Below are 18014 nucleotides of genomic sequence, written 5' to 3' on the forward strand. Positions count from 1 at the left end.
GTGCCAATTCTAATTTTTCCCCCTACCTTGTGCTCAGGCCCAACTTCCGTGGGCAGTTCCTCCATTTCCGTTCAGAGCGTGAGGTGCAGAGCATGGCCAAAGTGATCCTGAAGAAAAAAGACGACGCCCAGCGCAGGTTGGGTGAGGTGCGCGGCTACGCGCGCAAGATCTGGCTGGCAGGCCTGGGGGCTTACACCCGGGTAGGTCAGGAAGGTGCCGACTACCTTAAAGAGCTGGTCAAGGCCGGCGAATCGGTAGAACAACGCGGCAAGAAAAAACTCGATGCGAAGGTCGATGCTGCCAACTCCGAGATTGATTCGGTGAAGGGCGAGCTGACCAGCGTCAAGGGCAAGGTCGAGGTTCAACTCGACAAAATCGAAAAGGCTTTCGACACGCGGGTCGCAAGCGCCTTGAATCGCATCGGCATTCCGTCTAAACATGACGTGGAGGCACTCTCTGCCAAGCTCGATGAGCTCACGGCATTGCTTGAACGTGTCGCACGTAAACAATAAGGAGAGCGGGATGGCTGGCAAGAAGAATACTGAGAAAGAAGGCAGCTCCTGGGTCGGGGGGATCGAGAAGTATTCCCGCAAGATCTGGCTGGCTGGTTTGGGTATCTACTCCAAGATCGATGCGGATGGCAGCAAGCTGTTCGACACCCTGGTCAAGGATGGTGAGAAAGCTGAGAAGCTAGCCAAGAGTTCGGTCGACTCGGCCAAGGCTACTGCGAAATCGGCTAGCTCTCGGGTCAGTGATGTCAAAGATCGCGCGCTGGGCAAATGGGGCGAGCTCGAAGAGGCTTTCGACAAGCGCCTGAACAGTGCCATTTCGCGTCTGGGCGTTCCGAGCCGCAATGAAGTCGCCGCCCTGCACAAGCAGGTCGACACGCTGACCAAGCAGATCGAGAAGCTGACCGGTGCATCGGTGACGCCTATCTCGAAAAAGCCGGCAGCGAGCAAGGCTGCGGCCAAGCCATTGGCCAAGGCTGCACCGAAAGCGGCGGCGAAACCTGCAGCAAAAACTGCAGCGGCTAAACCTGCAGCCAAGCCAGCGGCGAAAACCGCAGCGGCTAAACCTGCGGCCAAGCCAGCAGCCAAACCGGCTGCGGCGAAGAAACCGGCAGTGAAGAAGCCAGCGGCCAAGCCAGCAGCTAAACCTGCAGCAGCGAAGCCGGCGGCACCTGCGGCCAGCGCTGCGCCGGCGCCAAGCCCGGCATCGGTAGCCAGTGCTGCACCGGCCTCTGTGGCGCCATTGGCACCGGTAAGCCCGATCAGCCAGTCCTGATACTGGCTTTATCGCGGGGCAAGTCGGGTCGCCGCACCGCCGCTCCCACAGGATTTTGTGGGAGCGGCGGTGCGGCGACCCGACTTGCCCCGCGTGCTTTCAGCCCTCCAGATACCTTAGCGCCAACTGCTCGGCTGCATGCCGCGAGCCCGCCTCCAGGTGCGGCGCCACCAGCATCATCACCTGATACACCACCACCCCCACCTCACCTTCACGGGCCAGCACCCGCTGGTAATCGAGCGAGAACAGCAGCGTCAGGGTGATCTGCTCAACAAGCTGCCCCAACGCCCGAGTATCGCTGAGCACCTGGCCCTGCGCCTTGAGGCTGGCCAGCAGCGCCGCCAGGGTGCGCTTGAGGGCGTTGAGCAGGTTGCGCATGCCGCGAGCCAGCTTGGGCAAGCGCCCGGTCAGGTTCGACAGGTCCTGGAACAGGAAGCGGTACTGGGCCATGCGCTCGACGATCAAGTGCAGGAACAGCCAGTAGTCCTCGGCATCCAGGCGCACTTCCAGCGGCGGGTCGAGCAGTGGCGTGAGCTCCTCCTCGAAACGTTCGAACAACCCCAGCACCAGCGGCTCCTTGCCGTGGAAGTGGTAGTAGAGGTTGCCCGGGCTGATGCCCATCTCGTTGGCAATCTCCAGGGTCGAGACATTCGGCTCGCCCTGGCGGTTGAACAACTGCAGGGCACATTCGAGGATGCGGTCGCGGGTTTTCATCCGTTCTTCTTGTTCAGCGCGCCTGGACGTAGCTGCCGGGCGCGGGGTCCATGGGAGGGTAGTGCTGGTTGCCAAGGGCCATCAGGGTTTCGCGCTGGGCGCCGGAGCGCGCTTGAATCCATTCCAGCCACTGCGGCCACCAACTGCCGTCGATCTGCTTGCCATCGTAGAGCCAGGCCCGCGGGTCACTGCTCAGGCGCGAGTTGTCGACGTAATGCGCCTTGGGGTTGCCCGGAGGGTTGATGATGCTCTGTACATGGCCGCTGTTGGCGAGGATGAAGCGCTTGTCGCCACCGAGCAGCAATGCCGAGCGATACACCGCATCCCAGGGGGTGATGTGGTCGTTGTTGCCGGCGACGCTGAAACTGTCGACGTTGACCTTCTGCAGGTCGATCGGCGTGCCGCACACCTCAAGGCCCGCGGCATGGGCCAGCGGGTTGTGCTTGAAGAAGTCCAGCAGGTCGCCATGCAGCGCGGCCGGCAGGCGGGTGTTGTCGTTGTTCCAGTAGAGAATGTCGAACGCCGGTGGCGCCTTGCCCAGCAGGTAGTTGTTGACCCAGTAGTTCCAGATCAGGTCGTTGGGGCGCATCCAGGCAAACACCCGGGCGATTTCGCGGCCATCGAGCACCCCTTGCTGGTAGGAGCGGCGCTTGGCCGCTTCCAGGGTTTGTTCATCGGCGAACAGGCTGGCCGGGCTGTCGATCTGGCTGTCGAGCAGGCTGACCAGGTAGGTGGCGCTGTTGACCCGGCGCAACTGGCGCTTGGCCTGCAAGTGGCCTTGCAGCGCGGCCATGGTCAGGCCGCCGGCGCAGGCGCCCATGAGGTTGATCTCGCGGCTGCCGGTGATCGCCCTGCACACGTTCATGGCTTCTTCCAGCGCTTCGACGTAGCTCGACAGGCCCCACTCGCGATGACGCGGGTCGGGGTTGCGCCAGCTGATCATGAAGGTCTGCAAGCCGTTCTTGAGCATGTACTGAACGAAGCTGTTGGCCGGGCTCAGGTCGAAGATGTAGAACTTGTTGATCTGCGGCGGTACCACCAACAGCGGCTTGGCATACTGTTTTTCGCTCATCGGCTTGTACTGGATCAGCTCCAGCAGCTCGTTGCGAAACACCACCGCGCCCGGCGTGGTGGCCAGGTTGCGGCCGACTTCAAAGGCTTGTGGGTTGACCTGGCGCGGCAGGCCGTCGTTGTGGCGCAGGTCATCGAGCAGGTGGTTGATGCCACGCACCAGGCTCAGGCCGCCGGAGTTGAACAGTTCCTTGACCGCCAGGGGGTTGAGCAGCGAGTTGCTGGGCGACACGGCATCGTTGAACAAGGTGAACAGGAAGTGCGCGCGGGCGCGGTCGTCCGGTTCCAGCTGGCTTTCATCGATCCACAGGCGGGTCTGCTTCTGCCACGCCAGGTACGCCTGCAGGCCGCGGCTGTAGAGCGGGTTCTGGCTCCAGGCCGGGTCCTTGAAGCGGTTGTCGCGGGGGTTGGGTTGATAGGGGGTTTCGCCGAGCAGCACTTTGCCTAGTTGATTGCCCAGGGCGAGCATGTGCTTGGCGGTGTGCAGCGGATGGCGCAGGCCATGGCGGCTGACACTGCGCAAGGTCGAGAGCAGGTCACGACCGCGCAGGCCGCTGATCGCACTCTGCACGTTCATATAGGTGGCGGGGACCGGTAGCGATCCCTTCGCGGGTTTGTCTTTCATCAGGCAACACTCCGTCGTCAGGCCATCAACAAACACATCAATGCAAGAGCGACACCAACCTCACGCCGCGCACCCGGGTTGCCTGGCGTCCTGCCAAGGGCTCGGGTGTGGCAGGCTTCTCAGCTGCTGGGAGCGGGCCGAGGGTGCATGACGGCGCGTTGGCGCTCTTGCTGGAGGAACTTCATGATGATCGGGGCGACGGTCTCGGCCCGGGTGATCAGGAACAAATGACCGTCGTCGATTATGTGTAGCTGGGCATTGGGAATTCGCCAGGCCAACAGACGCATGTTGATCAAGGGAATTAGCGGATCGTCGTCGCCAGCCAGCACCAGGGTCGGCTGCTGGATCTTGTGCAGCCAGTGAATGCTGGTCCAGCCGAGCCCGGCAAACAGCTGCCAGTAGTAACCAAGCTTGCCCCCGGAGCGCACCTTGGCCGCGTGCGACAAGGCCAGGTCAGGGTCGCGGCGAAAACCGCCGCCGTAGATCTGTGGCGCGATGCGGATGACATGGGACGGTTGCACGTAGCGCCTGGGGCTGGCCATCAACCACAGCACCTTGGGCTTGCCCGGGACCATCACCGCACCGGCGGCGGTGGCGGCCAGTACCAGTTTCTTGCAGCGCTCGGGATAGTCATGGGCGAACTGCTGGGCCAGGGCACCGCCCCAGGACACGCCAATGACATTGACCTGGCCATAGTCGAGGTAGTCGAGCATGCGGGTGGTGAGCTTGGCCAGCCCGGGAAAGCGGTACGGGTGGCGCGGGGTCGATGAGCCACCGACGCCCGGCACATCGAAGGCAATCACCTCCAGGTCCGGGTCCAGGGCCTGGATGAAGGGGAATACCAGCTCCAGGTTGGCGCCGATACCATTGAAGATCAGCAAGGGCGTCAAGTGCGGCTTGCCGGGTCGGACGGCGGTGCGGATGGTTTGTCCATCCAGATCGACGGTCCTGAAAATATACGGTTGCGGCATGCGCGAAGCCCTGTGGTGGATAAACGCCGCAGCCTTTTCGAGCTGCGGCGGTGTTCGCTATCAACGCTCGTGAACGTAGGTCCCTGGCGCTGCGGCACCGGCCACATAAGCCTTGTTACCAAGGTTGGCCGGCGCTTTCTTCAGCTTGCCCGAGCGCTCGGCCAGCCAGGTCTGCCAGTACAGCCACCAGGAGTCGGTGTGCTTGGTCGAGTTCTCTTGCCAGTCGAGGGCGCTGGCGGGCATTTCACTGTTGGTCATGTAACGCGCCTTGGGGTTGCCCGGCGGGTTGAGGATGCTCTGGATGTGCCCACTGTTGGACAGCAGGAACTCGACCTTGCCACCGAACAGCTGGGCCGATTTGTAGCACGATTGCCACGGGGTGATGTGATCGGCGGTACCGGCGACGCTGAAGATGTCGGTGGTCACCTGCTTGAGGTCGATCGGTGTGCCGCACACTTCCAGTGCATCGGGGCGCAGCAGTGGATTGTTTTTGAACATTTCGATCAGGTCGCCGTGGAAGGCGGCCGGCAGGCGCGTGGTGTCGTTGTTCCAGAACAGGATGTCGAACACCGGTGGCTCGTTGCCCAGCAAGTAGTTGTTGACCCAGTAGTTCCAGATCAGGTCGTTGGGCCGCATCCAGGCGAACACCTTGGCCATGTCGCGGCCTTCGAGCACGCCGGCCTGGTAGGAGTGGCGCTTGGCGGCTTCGAGGGTCTGTTCGTCGACGAACAGCGCCACCTGGGTGTCGAGGGTGGTGTCGAGCACGCTGACCAGCAGGGTCAGGGCGTTGACCTTTTTCTCGCCCAGCGCCGCGTAGTGGCCCACCAGCGCAGTGCAGGTGATGCCGCCGGAGCAGGCGCCGAGCATGTTCAGGTCCTTGCTGCCGGTGATCGCCAGGACCACGTCGACCGCCTCCTTGAGCGCATCGATGTAGGTCGACAGGCCCCATTCGCGCTGGGACTTGGTCGGGTTGCGCCAACTGACGATGAAGGTCTGCACGTTGGAGCGCAGGCAGAAACGCGCCAGGCTCTTTTCCGGGCTGAGGTCGAAGACGTAGAACTTGTTGATCTGCGGCGGCACCACCAACAGCGGCTTTTCCAGCACCTGTTCGGTGATCGGCCGGTACTGGATCAGCTCCAGCACGTCGTTGCGAAACACCACCGCGCCTTCGCTGGTGCCCAGATTCTTGCCGACCTCGAAGGCGTCCATGTTCACCTGGCTGGGCATGCCGCCATTGTTGACCAAGTCCTTGGCCAGGTTCGACAAGCCGTCGAGCAGGCTCTTACCGCCGGTTTCGAAGAAGCGCTTGACCGCCGCCGGGTTGGCCGCCGTGTTGGTCGGCGCCATGGCCTCGGTCATCAGGTTGATGACGAAGTGGCCGCGGCTGATGTCCTGGTCGGAAAGATTGCTGCTACCGATCCAATCGTGCAGTTCCTTGCGCCAGGCCAGGTAAGTCTGCAGGTAGCGGCGATACAGCGGGTTCTGGCTCCAGGCCGGGTCGTGAAAACGACGGTCGTCGTTCTCCGGCTGCAAGCTCGACTTGCCGAAGATCACATCCTTGAGTTCCATGCCGAAATGCGCGACATGCTTGGCACTGTGCAGCGGTTGGCGAATGGCCTGACGCAGTACCATTCGAGCAGAAGTCAGCAAATCCTTGCGGCGCAAGCCGATCACCGGGTTCAGACCCAGGGTGTTTTCCGAGGCTTGGCGCTGCAGGTCATCGTTATTCTTGTTACTCATCTACGACGCTCCGTTGTCCTGAGACGAGTACCGGTTGACTGTGCGCGTTACACAGACGAACGCCCGGTACTGCTGCTCGGGTGACCAGTGATAACGAACTGCGGTCCTGCGGCCGGATGCAAACGACGATGAGCCCTGCGGGTTTTTTCTGCGTGAGAAGACTGCCTGCTTTCGCTCGCGACCTCTACATACCAGCCCGACCCTGCATTAAATCCGATGCAGGGAACTTGCCAGATCCATTGGTTACCCGACTTTTTGGTATAGCGCAAGACGGCCACTCATTGGCCGTAGTGCAGGCATTCAAGCAAATAGAATTAGAAAATGCGCTCTAAACCCTGGAGGGCGCGAGCTAGAGCATCAGCTTGACGATCGACTCATTGGGGTCGCGGGATTTTCCGGCTTTTGCCAGCTCGGCGAGATAGTCGTCCCAGAGGGCCTCCTGGCGCAGGCACAGCTGCTCGAGGTATTCCCAGGTGAACAGGCCGCTGTCATGGCCGTCGTCGAAGGTCAGTTTCAGTGCGTACTGGCCGGCAGGTTCCAGCCCGATCAGGCCGACGCCGAGCTTACCGTACTGCAGGATCGGATTGCCGTGGCCCTGGACCTCGGCGGAGGGGGAGTGCACGCGCAGGAATTCGGCGGGCAGGTGGTACACCTCGTCTGGCCCGTAGGTCAGGGAGAGGGTCTTGGAGGCTTTGTGCAGGTTGATGCTGCTGGGGAGTCTGGTCATGGATAAGGGCTCTTGGGCTACAAGCTGCAAGCTACAAGCTGCAAGACACCGGTGTCCAGCTTGCAGCTTGCAACTTGAAGCTTGCCGCTGCGCTACAGGATGTAGCGTGACAGGTCTTCGTTCTGCGCCAATTCGCCCAGGTGGCTGTTGACGTAGTCGGCGTCGATATGGATCGGCGCTTCGCTGTGGGCGCTGGCCAGGTCGCCGGCGCTGAACGACACCTCTTCGAGCAGGCGCTCGAGCAGGGTGTGCAGGCGACGGGCACCGATGTTCTCGGTCTTCTCGTTGACCTGCCAGGCGATCTCGGCCAGGCGCTTGATGCCGTCGGCGGCGAACTCGATGTTCAGGCCTTCGGTTTTCAGCAGCTCACGGTACTGCTCGGTGAGCGAGGCGTGCGGTTCGCTGAGGATGCGCTCGAAGTCTTCCGGGCTCAGGGCCTTGAGCTCGACGCGGATCGGCAGACGGCCTTGCAACTCGGGCACCAGGTCGCTTGGCTTGCTCAGGTGGAAGGCGCCGGAGGCGATGAACAAGATATGGTCGGTCTTGACCATGCCCAGCTTGGTGTTCACCGTGCAGCCTTCGATCAGCGGCAGCAGGTCGCGCTGGACACCTTCGCGCGAGACATCGGCGCCGCCGACGTTGCCGCGCTTGGCGACCTTGTCGATTTCGTCGATGAACACGATGCCGTGCTGCTCAACCGCTTCCAGGGCCTTGGCCTTGAGCTCGTCTTCGTTGACCAGGCGCCCGGCTTCTTCGTCGCGCACCAGCTTGAGCGCTTCCTTGACCTTGAGTTTGCGGCTCTTGCGCTTGCCCTTGCCCATGTTGGCGAACAGGTTCTGCAGCTGGTTGGTCATCTCTTCCATGCCCGGTGGCGCGGAAATGTCGACGCCCATGACCTCGGCCACTTCGATCTCGATTTCCTTGTCGTCCAGCTGGCCTTCACGCAGGCGCTTGCGGAACAGCTGACGGGTGTTGGAGTCCTGGCTGGTCACCTGGTCTTCATTGAAGCCAGTGCGCGCAGGCGGCAGCAGGGCATCGAGGATGCGCTCTTCGGCGGCGTCTTCGGCGCGGTGGCCGACACGGATGATTTCCTGCTCGCGGAGCATCTTGATTGCGGCATCGGCCAGGTCGCGGATGATCGACTCGACGTCACGACCGACATAGCCGACTTCGGTGAACTTGGTCGCTTCGACCTTGATGAACGGTGCATTGGCCAGTTTGGCCAGGCGCCGGGCGATTTCGGTCTTGCCGACGCCGGTCGGGCCGATCATCAGGATGTTCTTCGGCGTCACCTCAACGCGCAGCTCGGCTGGCAGCTGCATGCGCCGCCAGCGGTTGCGCAAGGCGATGGCGACGGCGCGCTTGGCGTCGTCCTGGCCGATGATGTGGCGGTTGAGTTCGTGGACGATCTCGCGGGGGGTCATGGACATGGTAATGATGGTCCTTGGGCTCGATAAGTCAGCGTGGAAAAGCCCGGCCACCGGGGCCGGGCGCCAGAACAGCTGAATTACTCGGCCAGGTCCTGCTCCTCGATGGTCAGGTGATGGTTGGTGAACACACAGATGTCACCGGCGATGTTCAGCGCGGTCTCGGCGATTTCGCGGGCCGAGAGGTCGGTCTTCTGCAGCAGGGCGCGGGCGGCGGCCTGGGCGTAGGCGCCACCGGAGCCCATGGCAATCAGGCCGTCTTCGGGCTCGACCACGTCACCGTTGCCGGTAATGATCAAGGATGCGTCCTTGTTGGCCACGGCCAGCATGGCTTCCAGGCGGCTCAGGGAGCGGTCGGTACGCCATTCCTTGGCCAGCTCCACGGCGGCACGGACCAGATGGCCCTGGTGTTTTTCCAGTTGCCCTTCGAAGCGTTCGAACAGGGTGAAAGCGTCGGCGGTGGCACCGGCGAAACCGGCGATGACCTGGCCGTGGTACAGGCGGCGGACTTTCTTGGCGTTGCCTTTCATCACGGTGTTGCCGAGGGAAACCTGGCCGTCGCCGCCCATGACGACTTTGCCGTGGCGGCGAACTGAAACGATGGTGGTCAAGGGAGAGTCTCCACGCAGCGGGGCGAAAATGCCTGATGCAGACTCATATGGGGGTGGTGGGAAGGATTTCAACTACACACATGTGTGTGAGCGATAAGCTGCAAGCTTGAAGCGGCAAGAAAAAGCGGACCGGCGACTGGCCTGGTCCGCTTGTAGCTCAAGGCTTGCAGCTTGTGGCTGACCTTCAGGTCTCGTGACTGATATGCCCATCGACCAAGGTATAACGCACCGCTCCCGGCAGGCAGTGGCCGATGAACGGGCAGTTGTCGCCCTTGGAGCGCCACTGCTCGCCAGCGACGGTCGAGGCCTTGGCATCGAACAGCACCAGGTCGGCCGCACTGCCAACCTTCAGCTCGCCCGCTGGCAGGCGCAGCGCCGCGGCAGGGCCCGCAGACAAACGCTGCAACAAAGTTGGCAGGTCGAGCAGGCCGTCCTCCACCAGGGTCATGGCCAGCGGCAACAACAGTTCGACGCTGCTGATGCCCGGTTCGGTCGCCCCGAACGGCGCCAGCTTGGCATCACGCTCATGGGGCTGGTGATGGCTGGAGATCGCCTGGATCACCCCGGACTTCACTGCCTCGCGCAGGCCGTCGCGGTCGGCGCGGGTGCGCAGCGGCGGTTGCACGTGGTAGAGGCTTGAGAAGTCACGCAGCGCTTCGTCGGTGAGGATCAACTGGTACAGGGCAACGTCGGCGGTGACCGGCAGCCCCAGTGCCTGGGCCTGGGCGATCAGCCGCGCACCGCGGGCGCTGGTCAGCTGGCTGAAGTGGGCGCGCACGCCGGTTTGTTCGACCAGCAGCAGGTTACGCGCCAGGGCCACGGTTTCGGCGGTTTCCGGGATGCCCGGCAAGCCGAGGAAGCTGGCCATGGCGCCTTCGTGGGCCAGGCCGCCCTGGGCCAGGTCGCGGTCCTGGGAGTGGAAGATCACCGTCAGGTCGAAGGTTGCGGCGTATTCCAGGGCACGGGCCAGGGTGCGGTTGTTGGCAAAGGCATTGAGGCCGTTGCCGAAGGCCACGCAACCGGCGTCGCGCAGGGCAATCAGCTCTGCAAGCTGCTCGCCTTCCAGGCCTTTGCTCAGGGCGCCGATCGGATAGACCTTGCTGTGCCCGGCTTCGCGGGCGCGGTCGAGGATCAGTTCGGCCACTGCCGAGGTGTCCAGTACAGGCTTGGTCTGCGGTGGGCAGCACAGGCTGGTGACGCCGCCGGCAGCGGCGGCGCGGGTTTCGCTGGCGATGCTGCCTTTGCGGCTGTAACCGGGCTCGCGCAGGGCGACATTGAGGTCGACCAGGCCGGGTGCGGCCACCAGGCCCTGGGCGTCGATGCTGCGCGCGGGCTTGAAGCCTGCCGGGGCGGCGCCGATGGCGATGATCTTGCCGGCATCGATGTGCAGGTCGGTGGTCTGGTCCAGGCCACTCAGGGGGTCGATGACCCGGGCGCCGAGAATACTGAGGGTCACTGGGCGTTCTCCTGCTCGAATTGACGTTGCGCGGTCTGCCCGCTCATGGCCATGGACAGCACCGCCATGCGCACCGCGATGCCGTAGGTGACCTGGTTGAGAATCACCGAGTGAGCGCCGTCGGCCACGGCCGATTCGATCTCCACGCCGCGGTTGATCGGGCCCGGGTGCATGACGATGGCATCCGGTTTGGCTCCGGCCAGGCGGGCGGTGGTCAGGCCGAACAGGCGGTAGAATTCGCCTTCGCTGGGCAGCAGGCCGCCGGCCATGCGCTCACGCTGCAGGCGCAGCATGATCACCACGTCGACGTCCTTGAGGCCTTGCTCGAGGTCGGTGTAGACCTTGACGCCATACTGCTCGATACCGATCGGCAGCAGGGTTTTCGGGCCGATCACGCGGATATCCGGGCAGCCCAGGGTTTTCAGTGCGAGCATGTTCGAGCGCGCGACCCGCGAGTGCAGGATGTCGCCGACGATGGCCACCGAGAGGTTCTCGAAGCCGCCCTTGTGCCGACGAATGGTGAGCATGTCGAGCATGCCCTGGGTCGGGTGGGCGTGGCGGCCGTCGCCGCCGTTGATGATCGCCACCTCCGGGCACACATGCTCGGCGATGAAGTGCGCGGCGCCCGAGTCGGCATGGCGCACGACGAACATGTCGGCCGCCATGGCTTCGAGGTTGCGCAGGGTGTCGAACAGGGTTTCGCCCTTGCTGGTCGAGGAGGTCGACACGTTCAGGGTGATGACGTCCGCCGACAGCCGCTGGGCGGCCAGTTCGAAGGTGGTACGGGTGCGGGTGGAGTTCTCGAAGAACACGTTGCAGACGGTCTTGCCGCGTAGCAGCGGGACCTTCTTCACGGCCCGGGCGCCGACTTCGAGGAACGAGTCGGCGGTGTCGAGGATTTCGGTCAGCAGTTCGCGGGGCAAACCGTCGAGCGAGAGAAAGTGGCGCAGCTGGCCCTGATCATTGAGCTGCAGCGGGCGCTTGGCGTCGATTGGCGTCATCGCGGGGGACTCTTAAAGGGCGGATGCGGAGGCGAGGTCCTGGCGCTCGAGGGCGAGCGGTGCGGGTCCGGTCAATTTTACCCGTTCATGGGCGGCCAGCGACAGGGTGGCGCCGACCACATTCGGCCGGATCGGCAATTCACCGGCATCCAGGTCGAGCAGGCAGACCAGGGTCACGCTGGCCGGGCGGCCATAGTCGAACAGTTCGTTGAGGGCGGCGCGGATGGTGCGTCCGCTCATCAGCACGTCGTCGATCAGCACCAGGTGCTGGCCTTCGATCTCGAACGGCAGGTCGGACGGGCGCACCTGCGGGTGCAGGCCGTTCTGGCTGAAGTCGTCGCGGTAGAAGGAAACGTCAAGTGTGCCCAGGGCGGCATCGCTGCCCAGTTCTTCAAGCAGTGCCTGGGCGACCCAGACACCACCGGTGCGGATGCCGATGAAGCGCGGCTCGGCAATGGCGCGCCGGGCCAGATGGGCGCGAAGGTCAACGGCCATCTGCCGGATCAGTTCGGCGGGATTGGGTAGGCTCATGCTTGCTCCTCAAGGGGCCGGGGAGCGGTACGCTGGCCCGGCTTGAATGCGATGATCGGGTCTCAGGCCCCGGTATTGGCCTCCAGCCAGCCCTGCAGCAGCAAGGCGGCGGCAATGGCGTCCACCGGGTTGTCGCGATAGCTGCCACGCTGGCCGCCACGGGCCATGCGTTCGCCCTTGGCCTCGAAGGTGGTCAGGCGCTCGTCGTGGGTGTGCACCGGCAGGTTGAAGCGGCCATTGAGGCGGCGGGCGAATTTTTCCGCGCGCTCGCTCATCTCGCTGGGGGTGCCGTCCATGTTCAATGGCAGGCCGACCACCAGGGCGTCGGGTTTCCATTCCTTGATCAGTTTTTCCACCTGGGCCCAGTCCGGTGTGCCGTTCTGCGCCTTGAGGGTGCACAGCTCGCGAGCCTGGCCGGTGATGACCTGGCCGACCGCGACGCCGATCTGGCGGCTGCCGTAGTCAAAGCCCAGCAGCAAGCGTACTTCGGCCATCAGGCGTGCCCCGCCTGGCTGGTCAACAGGCTGAGGTTGATCCCCAGGCGTGCTGCGGCCGCTGCAAGGCGCTGCTCGCAGGCCATGCCGAAGATGATCTCGGGGTCGAACGGGCAGTTCAGCCAGGCGTTGTCGGCCAGCTCCGCTTCCAGTTGCCCGGCTTCCCAGCCGGCATAGCCGAGGGCGATCAGGCTCCGCTTGGGGCCAAGGCCGTCAGCGATGGCGAACAGCACGTCCTGGGAGGTGGTCAATGACAGGCCGTCCAGCTCGACGGTGGCCTGGAAGGTGCGCTCGCTGCTATGCAGGACGAAGCCGCGGTCGGTTTGTACCGGGCCGCCCATGTAGATCGGGACGTGGGTGCAACTGGCCGGCGGATCGACCTCCGGGCGCAGTTGTTCGAGGATGTCGGCCAGGTTGAGGTCCTGCGGTCGATTGACCACCAGCCCCATCGCCCCATTGGCGTTGTGCTCGACAATGTAGGTCAAGGTCTGCGCGAAGTTCGGGTCGGCCATGTGTGGCATGGCGATCAGGAACTGGTGCTTGAGGTAATCCGGGCTGAGGTTCTTCATGGTTGATAGTGTGGCGGTGAGCGGCCACGCTGACAAGGTGCTGGCGTCACCTTGTCAGCTTTACTGCGGGGTTACTTGAACAGCTTGACCACTTCTTCGGTATACAGGGTTGGCGACTCTTCAGCGGCCGACAGCACGTACTCCTGGACGGTCTGCTGCTTGGCCTGCGGGTACTTGGCCAGGTAGCTCTCCGGGAACGCCGGGGCCTTCAGGCTGGAGCCGGCCTTGATCAGTGCGGCGACGCAGTCCGGGTTGTCCGAGCGGGCGGCTTCTTCCAGCGGCGTACCGACCGGGAAGGTGCCGTGCTGCTCGTGGTAGGCATCGATCGAGCTGCCTTTTTTCAGCAGCAGGGCGATGCGCTGGGCGGCTTGCGGGTCGGGCTGGCCGTTCATCTCAAAGGCGCGTTCGCAAACATGGTGCAGCGGCGTCGAGCCGGTCAGGGTGACCTGGTACGGATTGGCGCCGGCAGCGACCAGCAGCTTGATCACCTCCAGGTTTGAAGCACCCGGTCCGGTCAGTGGGGTAAAGCCGTTCGGCCGGACGGCCTTGGCATCGGCGCCGGAATCCAGCAGCAGCTTGATCAGTTCGGGTGAGCCCTTGCGTGCTGCGGTGTTCAGCGGCGTGGCGGAATCGCCCTGGGCTAATACATTGACGTTGGCGCCAGCCTTGATCAGGCCCTTGACCATGCGCAGGTCAGCCTCGGAGGCCTTCGACTGTTCGGCCTGGTTGAGGACGAACAGCAGCAGGGTTTCGCCGTTTTCCTGGATTGGCGTGTTGACGTCACCGATCTTTGGCAGGAACAGCTCGAACGGCGCGACGATCTTGTAGGAGGCTGCCAGGAACATCGGCTGGCCTTTCGGGTCGGCACCCTGGTCGAGCAGGGCCTGGATCTTGGCCAGGCGCGCCGGGGTTTCGTCGTACTTGTACTCGCCAACTTCGTTGTACAGCTTCTGCGACAGCTCGGCGGCGTCGGCGAAGGCGGCAGCAGGCAGGGCGCAGGCGGCCAGGGCCAGGGCGAGGGCAGCGGTTTTGCGGGCGAAATGGATGCGCGACATCAAAAGAATCCTTTCTTGAGGGGGATATACGGGCGCGCATCATCGCAAAATGGCTATTGTTTTGCCATCAGGCGGAGCCTTAGATCAGTTGCTTTGCAGGCGGTCGCCGCGGGCGAAACGCCAGGTACGGATGATCTCCAGCCGGTCGATATCGGCCAGGTCGCCGGTGAACGGCGCGAACGGAGCGGCCAGGCGTACGATGCGCTGGGCAGCCTGGTCGAGCAGGGGCTGGCCGGAGGACTCGAGCACCAGCACCTCATACAGCGAGCCGTCGCGGTTGATCGACACCATCAGCCGCAGGCTGCCGTAGATCTGCTGGCGCCGGGCTTCGTCGGGGTAGTTGAGGTTGCCGATGCGCTCGACCTTCTTGCGCCACTCGTCCTTGTACCAGGCGCCCTTGTCGCGCATGGTCGAGGCGGCGTTGAGGCGATGAATGCGCGGACGCTTGGCGTACAGCTGTTGCTCGTTGGAGAGCTCGGCTTCGAGGCTGGCGATCTGGCTGGACAGCTGCGAGCTGTCGAAATCCGGGGTCGCGGCCTTGGGTTTGGGCTGCGGCTTGGCTTCCTTGGGTCGGGTTTCGACTTTTTCCGGCTTCGGTGCCTTGGTCGCGACCACGGCTTTGGGCGGCGTCGGTTGCGGCTGCACTTCGGGCTTGGCGGCTGGAGGCGGTGTGACCTTGTTGATCTTGCTGTCCTGGAAGGGCGCCACTTCGGTGGTTTTCGGCAGCGCTTTCTTGTCCAGGGTGCCGCTGCCTTGCTGGTTGTCCTGGGCCAGGTAGTCAGCCTTCTGCGGTGCTTTCTCGCTCTTGAAGGTGGCCAGGGTGATTTCCATGGTCCGGCGGATTTCTTCGGGCTTGGCGAAGGTGAAACCGACGCCGAGGATCAGCACCAGGTGCAGCAGCGCCGCCAGGAACAAGGTAAAACCCAGGCGATCCACCGGGCGTACGCGGGGTGGAGAGAAGTCGGCAGGGATGTCAGCAGGAAGCGTCATCAGGTATCCAGCAGCTGCAAAACCCGGGAAAAACCGGCAGAGCAGGTGCCCAGGTCATAAAAACGACCGGCATGATACCCCACTCTGCGCGGTTGCTCCGCGTCGGCTGTCAGCGCGCCTTGAGCTTGCGATCAATGGCATCCATCAACTGCACGCCGATCTTGGTGCCGAAGGCATTGTCGATCTCGCGGATGCAGGTCGGGCTGGTGACGTTGATTTCGGTCAGGTGCTCGCCGATCACGTCCAGGCCGACGAACAGCAGGCCCTTCTCGCGCAGGGTCGGGCCGACCTGTTCGGCGATCCAGCGGTCGCGGTCGGTCAGTGGGCGGGCTTCGCCACGGCCACCGGCGGCAAGGTTGCCGCGGGTTTCGCCAGAGGCGGGGATGCGCGCCAGGCAGTAGGGCACCGGCTCGCCGTCGATCATCAGGATGCGCTTGTCGCCGTCCTTGATGGCCGGCAGATAGCCTTGCGCCATGATTTGCTGGGTGCCGTTGCCGGTCAGGGTTTCGAGGATCACCGAAAGGTTCGGATCGCCCGGGCGATGGCGGAAGATCGAGGTGCCGCCCATGCCGTCCAGCGGCTTGAGGATGGTGTCGCCCTGCTGGTTGACGAATTCACGCAGGATGTCGGCGCGGCGGCTGACCAGGGTCGGCGGCGTGCACTGCGGGAACAGCGTGGCAAACAGTTTTTCGTTGCAGTCGCGCAGGCTCTGCGGGCGGTTGACCACCAGCACGCCGGCGGCTTCGGCCTGTTCCAGCAGGTAGGTGCTGTAGACGAACTCCATGTCGAACGGCGGATCCTTGCGCATCAGGATCACGTCCAGCTCGCTCAGGGCGCAGTCTTGCTCGGCGTCGAGCTCGAACCAGTGCTCCGGGTCGGCGAAGACTTTCAGCGGGCGCATGCGCGCGCGGGCCTGGCCGGCACCCTGGTAGAGGTCCTGCTGCTCCATGTAGAACAGCGACCAGCCGCGCTCCTGGGCGGCCAGCAACATGGCCAGCGAGCTGTCCTTTTTATAGGAAATGCGCGCAATGGGGTCCATGACAATCCCGAGGCGAACGCTCATGGGCTAAATCCTCTCAGCGGCAATGGGCCGCATTGGCTCGAATGAAAAGTGGCGTCAGGGTGGCGCTCGCGGCGCTGGCGGTCAAGGGAAAAACGCATCCTGGCCGGTGCTGCGGCGGGCGTCGGCGCGGGCCGATGGAATGCACCCCCCAGAGTGTGCTAAAAAGGCCTGGCACGTGGCCTGCGAGGCCGTCTCCAGCTGCAAGCCACAAGCCATAGGCCACAAGAAAAAGCACGCCGCGTTCACCCTGCTTTTTCTTGCCGCTAGAAACTTGTAGCTTGCCGCTCATAGCGAGCAGCGATGGTAGAGCAATTATGGAACAGCCCGGCGCGGCATTGAAGGTGATGGTGATCGACGACTCCAAGACGATTCGCCGCACCGCCCAGATATTGCTCAGCGAAGCAGGATGTGAGGTCATCACGGCCATCGACGGTTTCGATGCCCTGGCCAAGATCATCGACCACCAGCCGCAGATCATTTTCGTCGACGTGCTGATGCCGCGTCTGGACGGTTACCAGACCTGCGCCCTGATCAAGCAGAACAGCACCTTCAAGGACACGCCAGTGATTTTGCTGTCGTCTCGCGATGGTCTGTTCGACAAGGCCCGCGGCCGCGTCGTCGGTTCTGATCAATTTTTGACCAAGCCTTTCAGCAAGGAAGAACTGCTGGACGCAATCAAGGCCCATGTGCCGGGATTCGCTGCAGAAGAACAACACGCACCCTGACGCTGCGCCGCCGCAGGCGTCTATTCCTTCATGGGGAACAGCATGGCCCGAGTTCTGATCGTCGACGACTCGCCGACCGAAATGTACAAACTGACCGGTATGCTCGAAAAACACGGGCATCAGGTGCTCAAGGCCGAAAACGGCGCCGACGGCGTGGCCCTGGCCCGCCAGGAACAGCCCGACGCGGTGCTGATGGATATCGTCATGCCCGGGGTCAACGGCTTCCAGGCCACCCGCCAGTTGAGCAAGACCCCTGAGACCGCGCACATTCCGGTGATCATCGTTACCACCAAGGACCAGGAAACCGACAAGGTCTGGGGCCAGCGTCAGGGCGCCAGGGACTACCTGACCAAGCCGGTGGACGAAGACACCCTGATCAAGAAGCTCAACGCCGTGCTCAAAGGTTGACCAGCCAGCCCATGGGCGAGTCGCTGACGGCTTTCGAGCTGCTGCTGGACATCGACCGGCGTTGCCGGCTGCTGGCCGCCGACCTGCCGTTGCAGGAAACCCGCCTGCAGAGCTGGAGCGGCATCGGCTTTCGCATCGCCGAGCAGTGGTTCGTCGCGCCCATGGGCGAAGTCGCCGAAGTCCTGCACGAGCCGCGTCTGAGCCGCATTCCCGGAGTCAAGCCGTGGGTCAGCGGGGTGGCCAACCTGCGCGGCCGCTTGTTGCCGGTGATGGACCTCTGCGGTTTTTTCGGCCTCGGCCTGTCGGCCCCACGCAAGCAGCGACGGGTGCTGGTACTCGACCATGACGAGTTGTTTACCGGGTTGCTGGTCGATGAGGTGCTGGGTTTGCAGCACTTTGCGCTGCACAACCTCGACCTGTCGCCGCCAACTCCGTTATTGAGCGCTGCCGCGCCCTTCGTTCAGGGGCATTTTCAGCGTGAGCGCAGTTGGGCGATCTTCAGCCCCTTCGCCCTGGCCCAGGCGCCGGGTTTCCTCGACGTCGCGTTGTAAA

Annotated in this window: 20 protein-coding genes; 5 read left to right on the forward strand and 15 right to left on the reverse strand. The window is 63.5% G+C overall.

Annotated features, from left to right (window positions below; genetic code table 11):
• Positions 1–92: 92 nt before the first annotated feature.
• On the forward strand, positions 93–512 hold the full coding sequence (locus PspR32_RS01815) for a phasin family protein (protein ID WP_010222343.1): 420 nt from the start codon (positions 93–95) through the stop codon (positions 510–512).
• Positions 513–522: 10 nt separating this feature from the next.
• Positions 523–1284, forward strand: coding sequence for a phasin family protein (locus tag PspR32_RS01820; RefSeq protein WP_036995446.1), 762 nt, complete (start codon positions 523–525; stop codon positions 1282–1284).
• A 99-nt stretch (positions 1285–1383) separates the two neighbouring features.
• Here the strand turns inward: PspR32_RS01820 and PspR32_RS01825 are convergent, their stop codons facing one another.
• The 15 genes from PspR32_RS01825 to gshB form a co-directional block, all read right to left on the reverse strand.
• On the reverse strand, positions 1384–1998 hold the full coding sequence (locus PspR32_RS01825; protein WP_010221483.1) for a TetR/AcrR family transcriptional regulator: 615 nt from the start codon (positions 1996–1998) through the stop codon (positions 1384–1386).
• A 13-nt stretch (positions 1999–2011) separates the two neighbouring features.
• Positions 2012–3694 (reverse strand): class II poly(R)-hydroxyalkanoic acid synthase, encoded by a 1683-nt coding sequence (gene phaC / locus PspR32_RS01830; protein WP_036995447.1) that lies wholly within the window; start codon positions 3692–3694, stop codon positions 2012–2014.
• 119 nt (positions 3695–3813) lie between these two features.
• A complete protein-coding gene (phaZ, locus tag PspR32_RS01835; RefSeq protein ID WP_010221485.1) occupies positions 3814–4665 on the reverse strand; it encodes a poly(3-hydroxyalkanoate) depolymerase in 852 nt (283 codons plus the stop codon).
• A gap of 60 nt (positions 4666–4725) precedes the next feature.
• Complete coding sequence (gene phaC / locus PspR32_RS01840) at positions 4726–6405, reverse strand: class II poly(R)-hydroxyalkanoic acid synthase (protein WP_036995448.1); 1680 nt, start codon at positions 6403–6405, stop codon at positions 4726–4728.
• Between the two features lie 349 nt (positions 6406–6754).
• Entirely contained in the window at positions 6755–7132 is a 378-nt protein-coding gene (locus PspR32_RS01845) for a gamma-butyrobetaine hydroxylase-like domain-containing protein (protein ID WP_159388019.1), read from the reverse strand.
• A gap of 92 nt (positions 7133–7224) precedes the next feature.
• Positions 7225–8562 carry an ATP-dependent protease ATPase subunit HslU gene (hslU, locus tag PspR32_RS01850; protein ID WP_159388020.1) on the reverse strand — a complete coding sequence of 446 codons (1338 nt, stop codon included), beginning with the start codon at positions 8560–8562 and terminating at the stop codon, positions 7225–7227.
• Positions 8563–8639: 77 nt separating this feature from the next.
• The gene (hslV, locus tag PspR32_RS01855; RefSeq protein WP_010221489.1) at positions 8640–9170 is read right to left on the reverse strand and encodes an ATP-dependent protease subunit HslV; all 531 of its coding nucleotides are present in this window, start codon (positions 9168–9170) and stop codon (positions 8640–8642) included.
• A gap of 184 nt (positions 9171–9354) precedes the next feature.
• Positions 9355–10626 (reverse strand): dihydroorotase, encoded by a 1272-nt coding sequence (locus tag PspR32_RS01860; RefSeq protein WP_036995449.1) that lies wholly within the window; start codon positions 10624–10626, stop codon positions 9355–9357.
• Positions 10623–11627 (reverse strand): aspartate carbamoyltransferase catalytic subunit, encoded by a 1005-nt coding sequence (locus PspR32_RS01865; RefSeq protein WP_010221491.1) that lies wholly within the window; start codon positions 11625–11627, stop codon positions 10623–10625. Before PspR32_RS01865 ends, PspR32_RS01860 begins: the two co-directional genes overlap by 4 nt.
• 12 nt (positions 11628–11639) lie before the next feature.
• Positions 11640–12158: a bifunctional pyr operon transcriptional regulator/uracil phosphoribosyltransferase PyrR gene (gene pyrR / locus PspR32_RS01870; protein WP_010221492.1), complete on the reverse strand. Its 519-nt coding sequence runs from the start codon at positions 12156–12158 to the stop codon at positions 11640–11642.
• 62 nt (positions 12159–12220) lie between these two features.
• Entirely contained in the window at positions 12221–12652 is a 432-nt protein-coding gene (gene ruvX / locus PspR32_RS01875; RefSeq protein ID WP_010221493.1) for a Holliday junction resolvase RuvX, read from the reverse strand.
• A complete protein-coding gene (locus tag PspR32_RS01880) occupies positions 12652–13221 on the reverse strand; it encodes a YqgE/AlgH family protein (RefSeq protein WP_010221494.1) in 570 nt (189 codons plus the stop codon). Before PspR32_RS01880 ends, ruvX begins: the two co-directional genes overlap by 1 nt.
• A 71-nt stretch (positions 13222–13292) precedes the next feature.
• Positions 13293–14276, reverse strand: coding sequence for an ankyrin repeat domain-containing protein (locus PspR32_RS01885; protein WP_159388021.1), 984 nt, complete (start codon positions 14274–14276; stop codon positions 13293–13295).
• A gap of 84 nt (positions 14277–14360) precedes the next feature.
• The gene (locus PspR32_RS01890; protein WP_010221496.1) at positions 14361–15266 is read right to left on the reverse strand and encodes an energy transducer TonB; all 906 of its coding nucleotides are present in this window, start codon (positions 15264–15266) and stop codon (positions 14361–14363) included.
• A 109-nt stretch (positions 15267–15375) separates the two neighbouring features.
• On the reverse strand, positions 15376–16329 hold the full coding sequence (gene gshB, locus PspR32_RS01895; protein ID WP_036995450.1) for a glutathione synthase: 954 nt from the start codon (positions 16327–16329) through the stop codon (positions 15376–15378).
• 314 nt (positions 16330–16643) lie between these two features.
• On the opposite strand from gshB, the gene pilG reads away from it, so the two are divergent.
• Genes pilG through PspR32_RS01910 form a run of 3 tightly spaced genes read left to right on the forward strand, consistent with a single transcriptional unit; the run spans position 16644 to position 18013 of the window.
• Positions 16644–17054: a twitching motility response regulator PilG gene (pilG, locus tag PspR32_RS01900; RefSeq protein ID WP_010221498.1), complete on the forward strand. Its 411-nt coding sequence runs from the start codon at positions 16644–16646 to the stop codon at positions 17052–17054.
• A gap of 42 nt (positions 17055–17096) precedes the next feature.
• The gene (gene pilH, locus PspR32_RS01905) at positions 17097–17462 is read left to right on the forward strand and encodes a twitching motility response regulator PilH (RefSeq protein WP_010221499.1); all 366 of its coding nucleotides are present in this window, start codon (positions 17097–17099) and stop codon (positions 17460–17462) included.
• A complete protein-coding gene (locus tag PspR32_RS01910) occupies positions 17459–18013 on the forward strand; it encodes a chemotaxis protein CheW (RefSeq protein ID WP_026001212.1) in 555 nt (184 codons plus the stop codon). The genes pilH and PspR32_RS01910 overlap by 4 nt, the downstream gene beginning before the upstream one ends.
• The last annotated feature ends 1 nt before the right edge of the window (position 18014 follow it).

Origin of the sequence: Pseudomonas sp. R32 (assembly GCF_009866705.1) — a bacterium.
Lineage (GTDB): Bacteria > Pseudomonadota > Gammaproteobacteria > Pseudomonadales > Pseudomonadaceae > Aquipseudomonas > Aquipseudomonas donghuensis.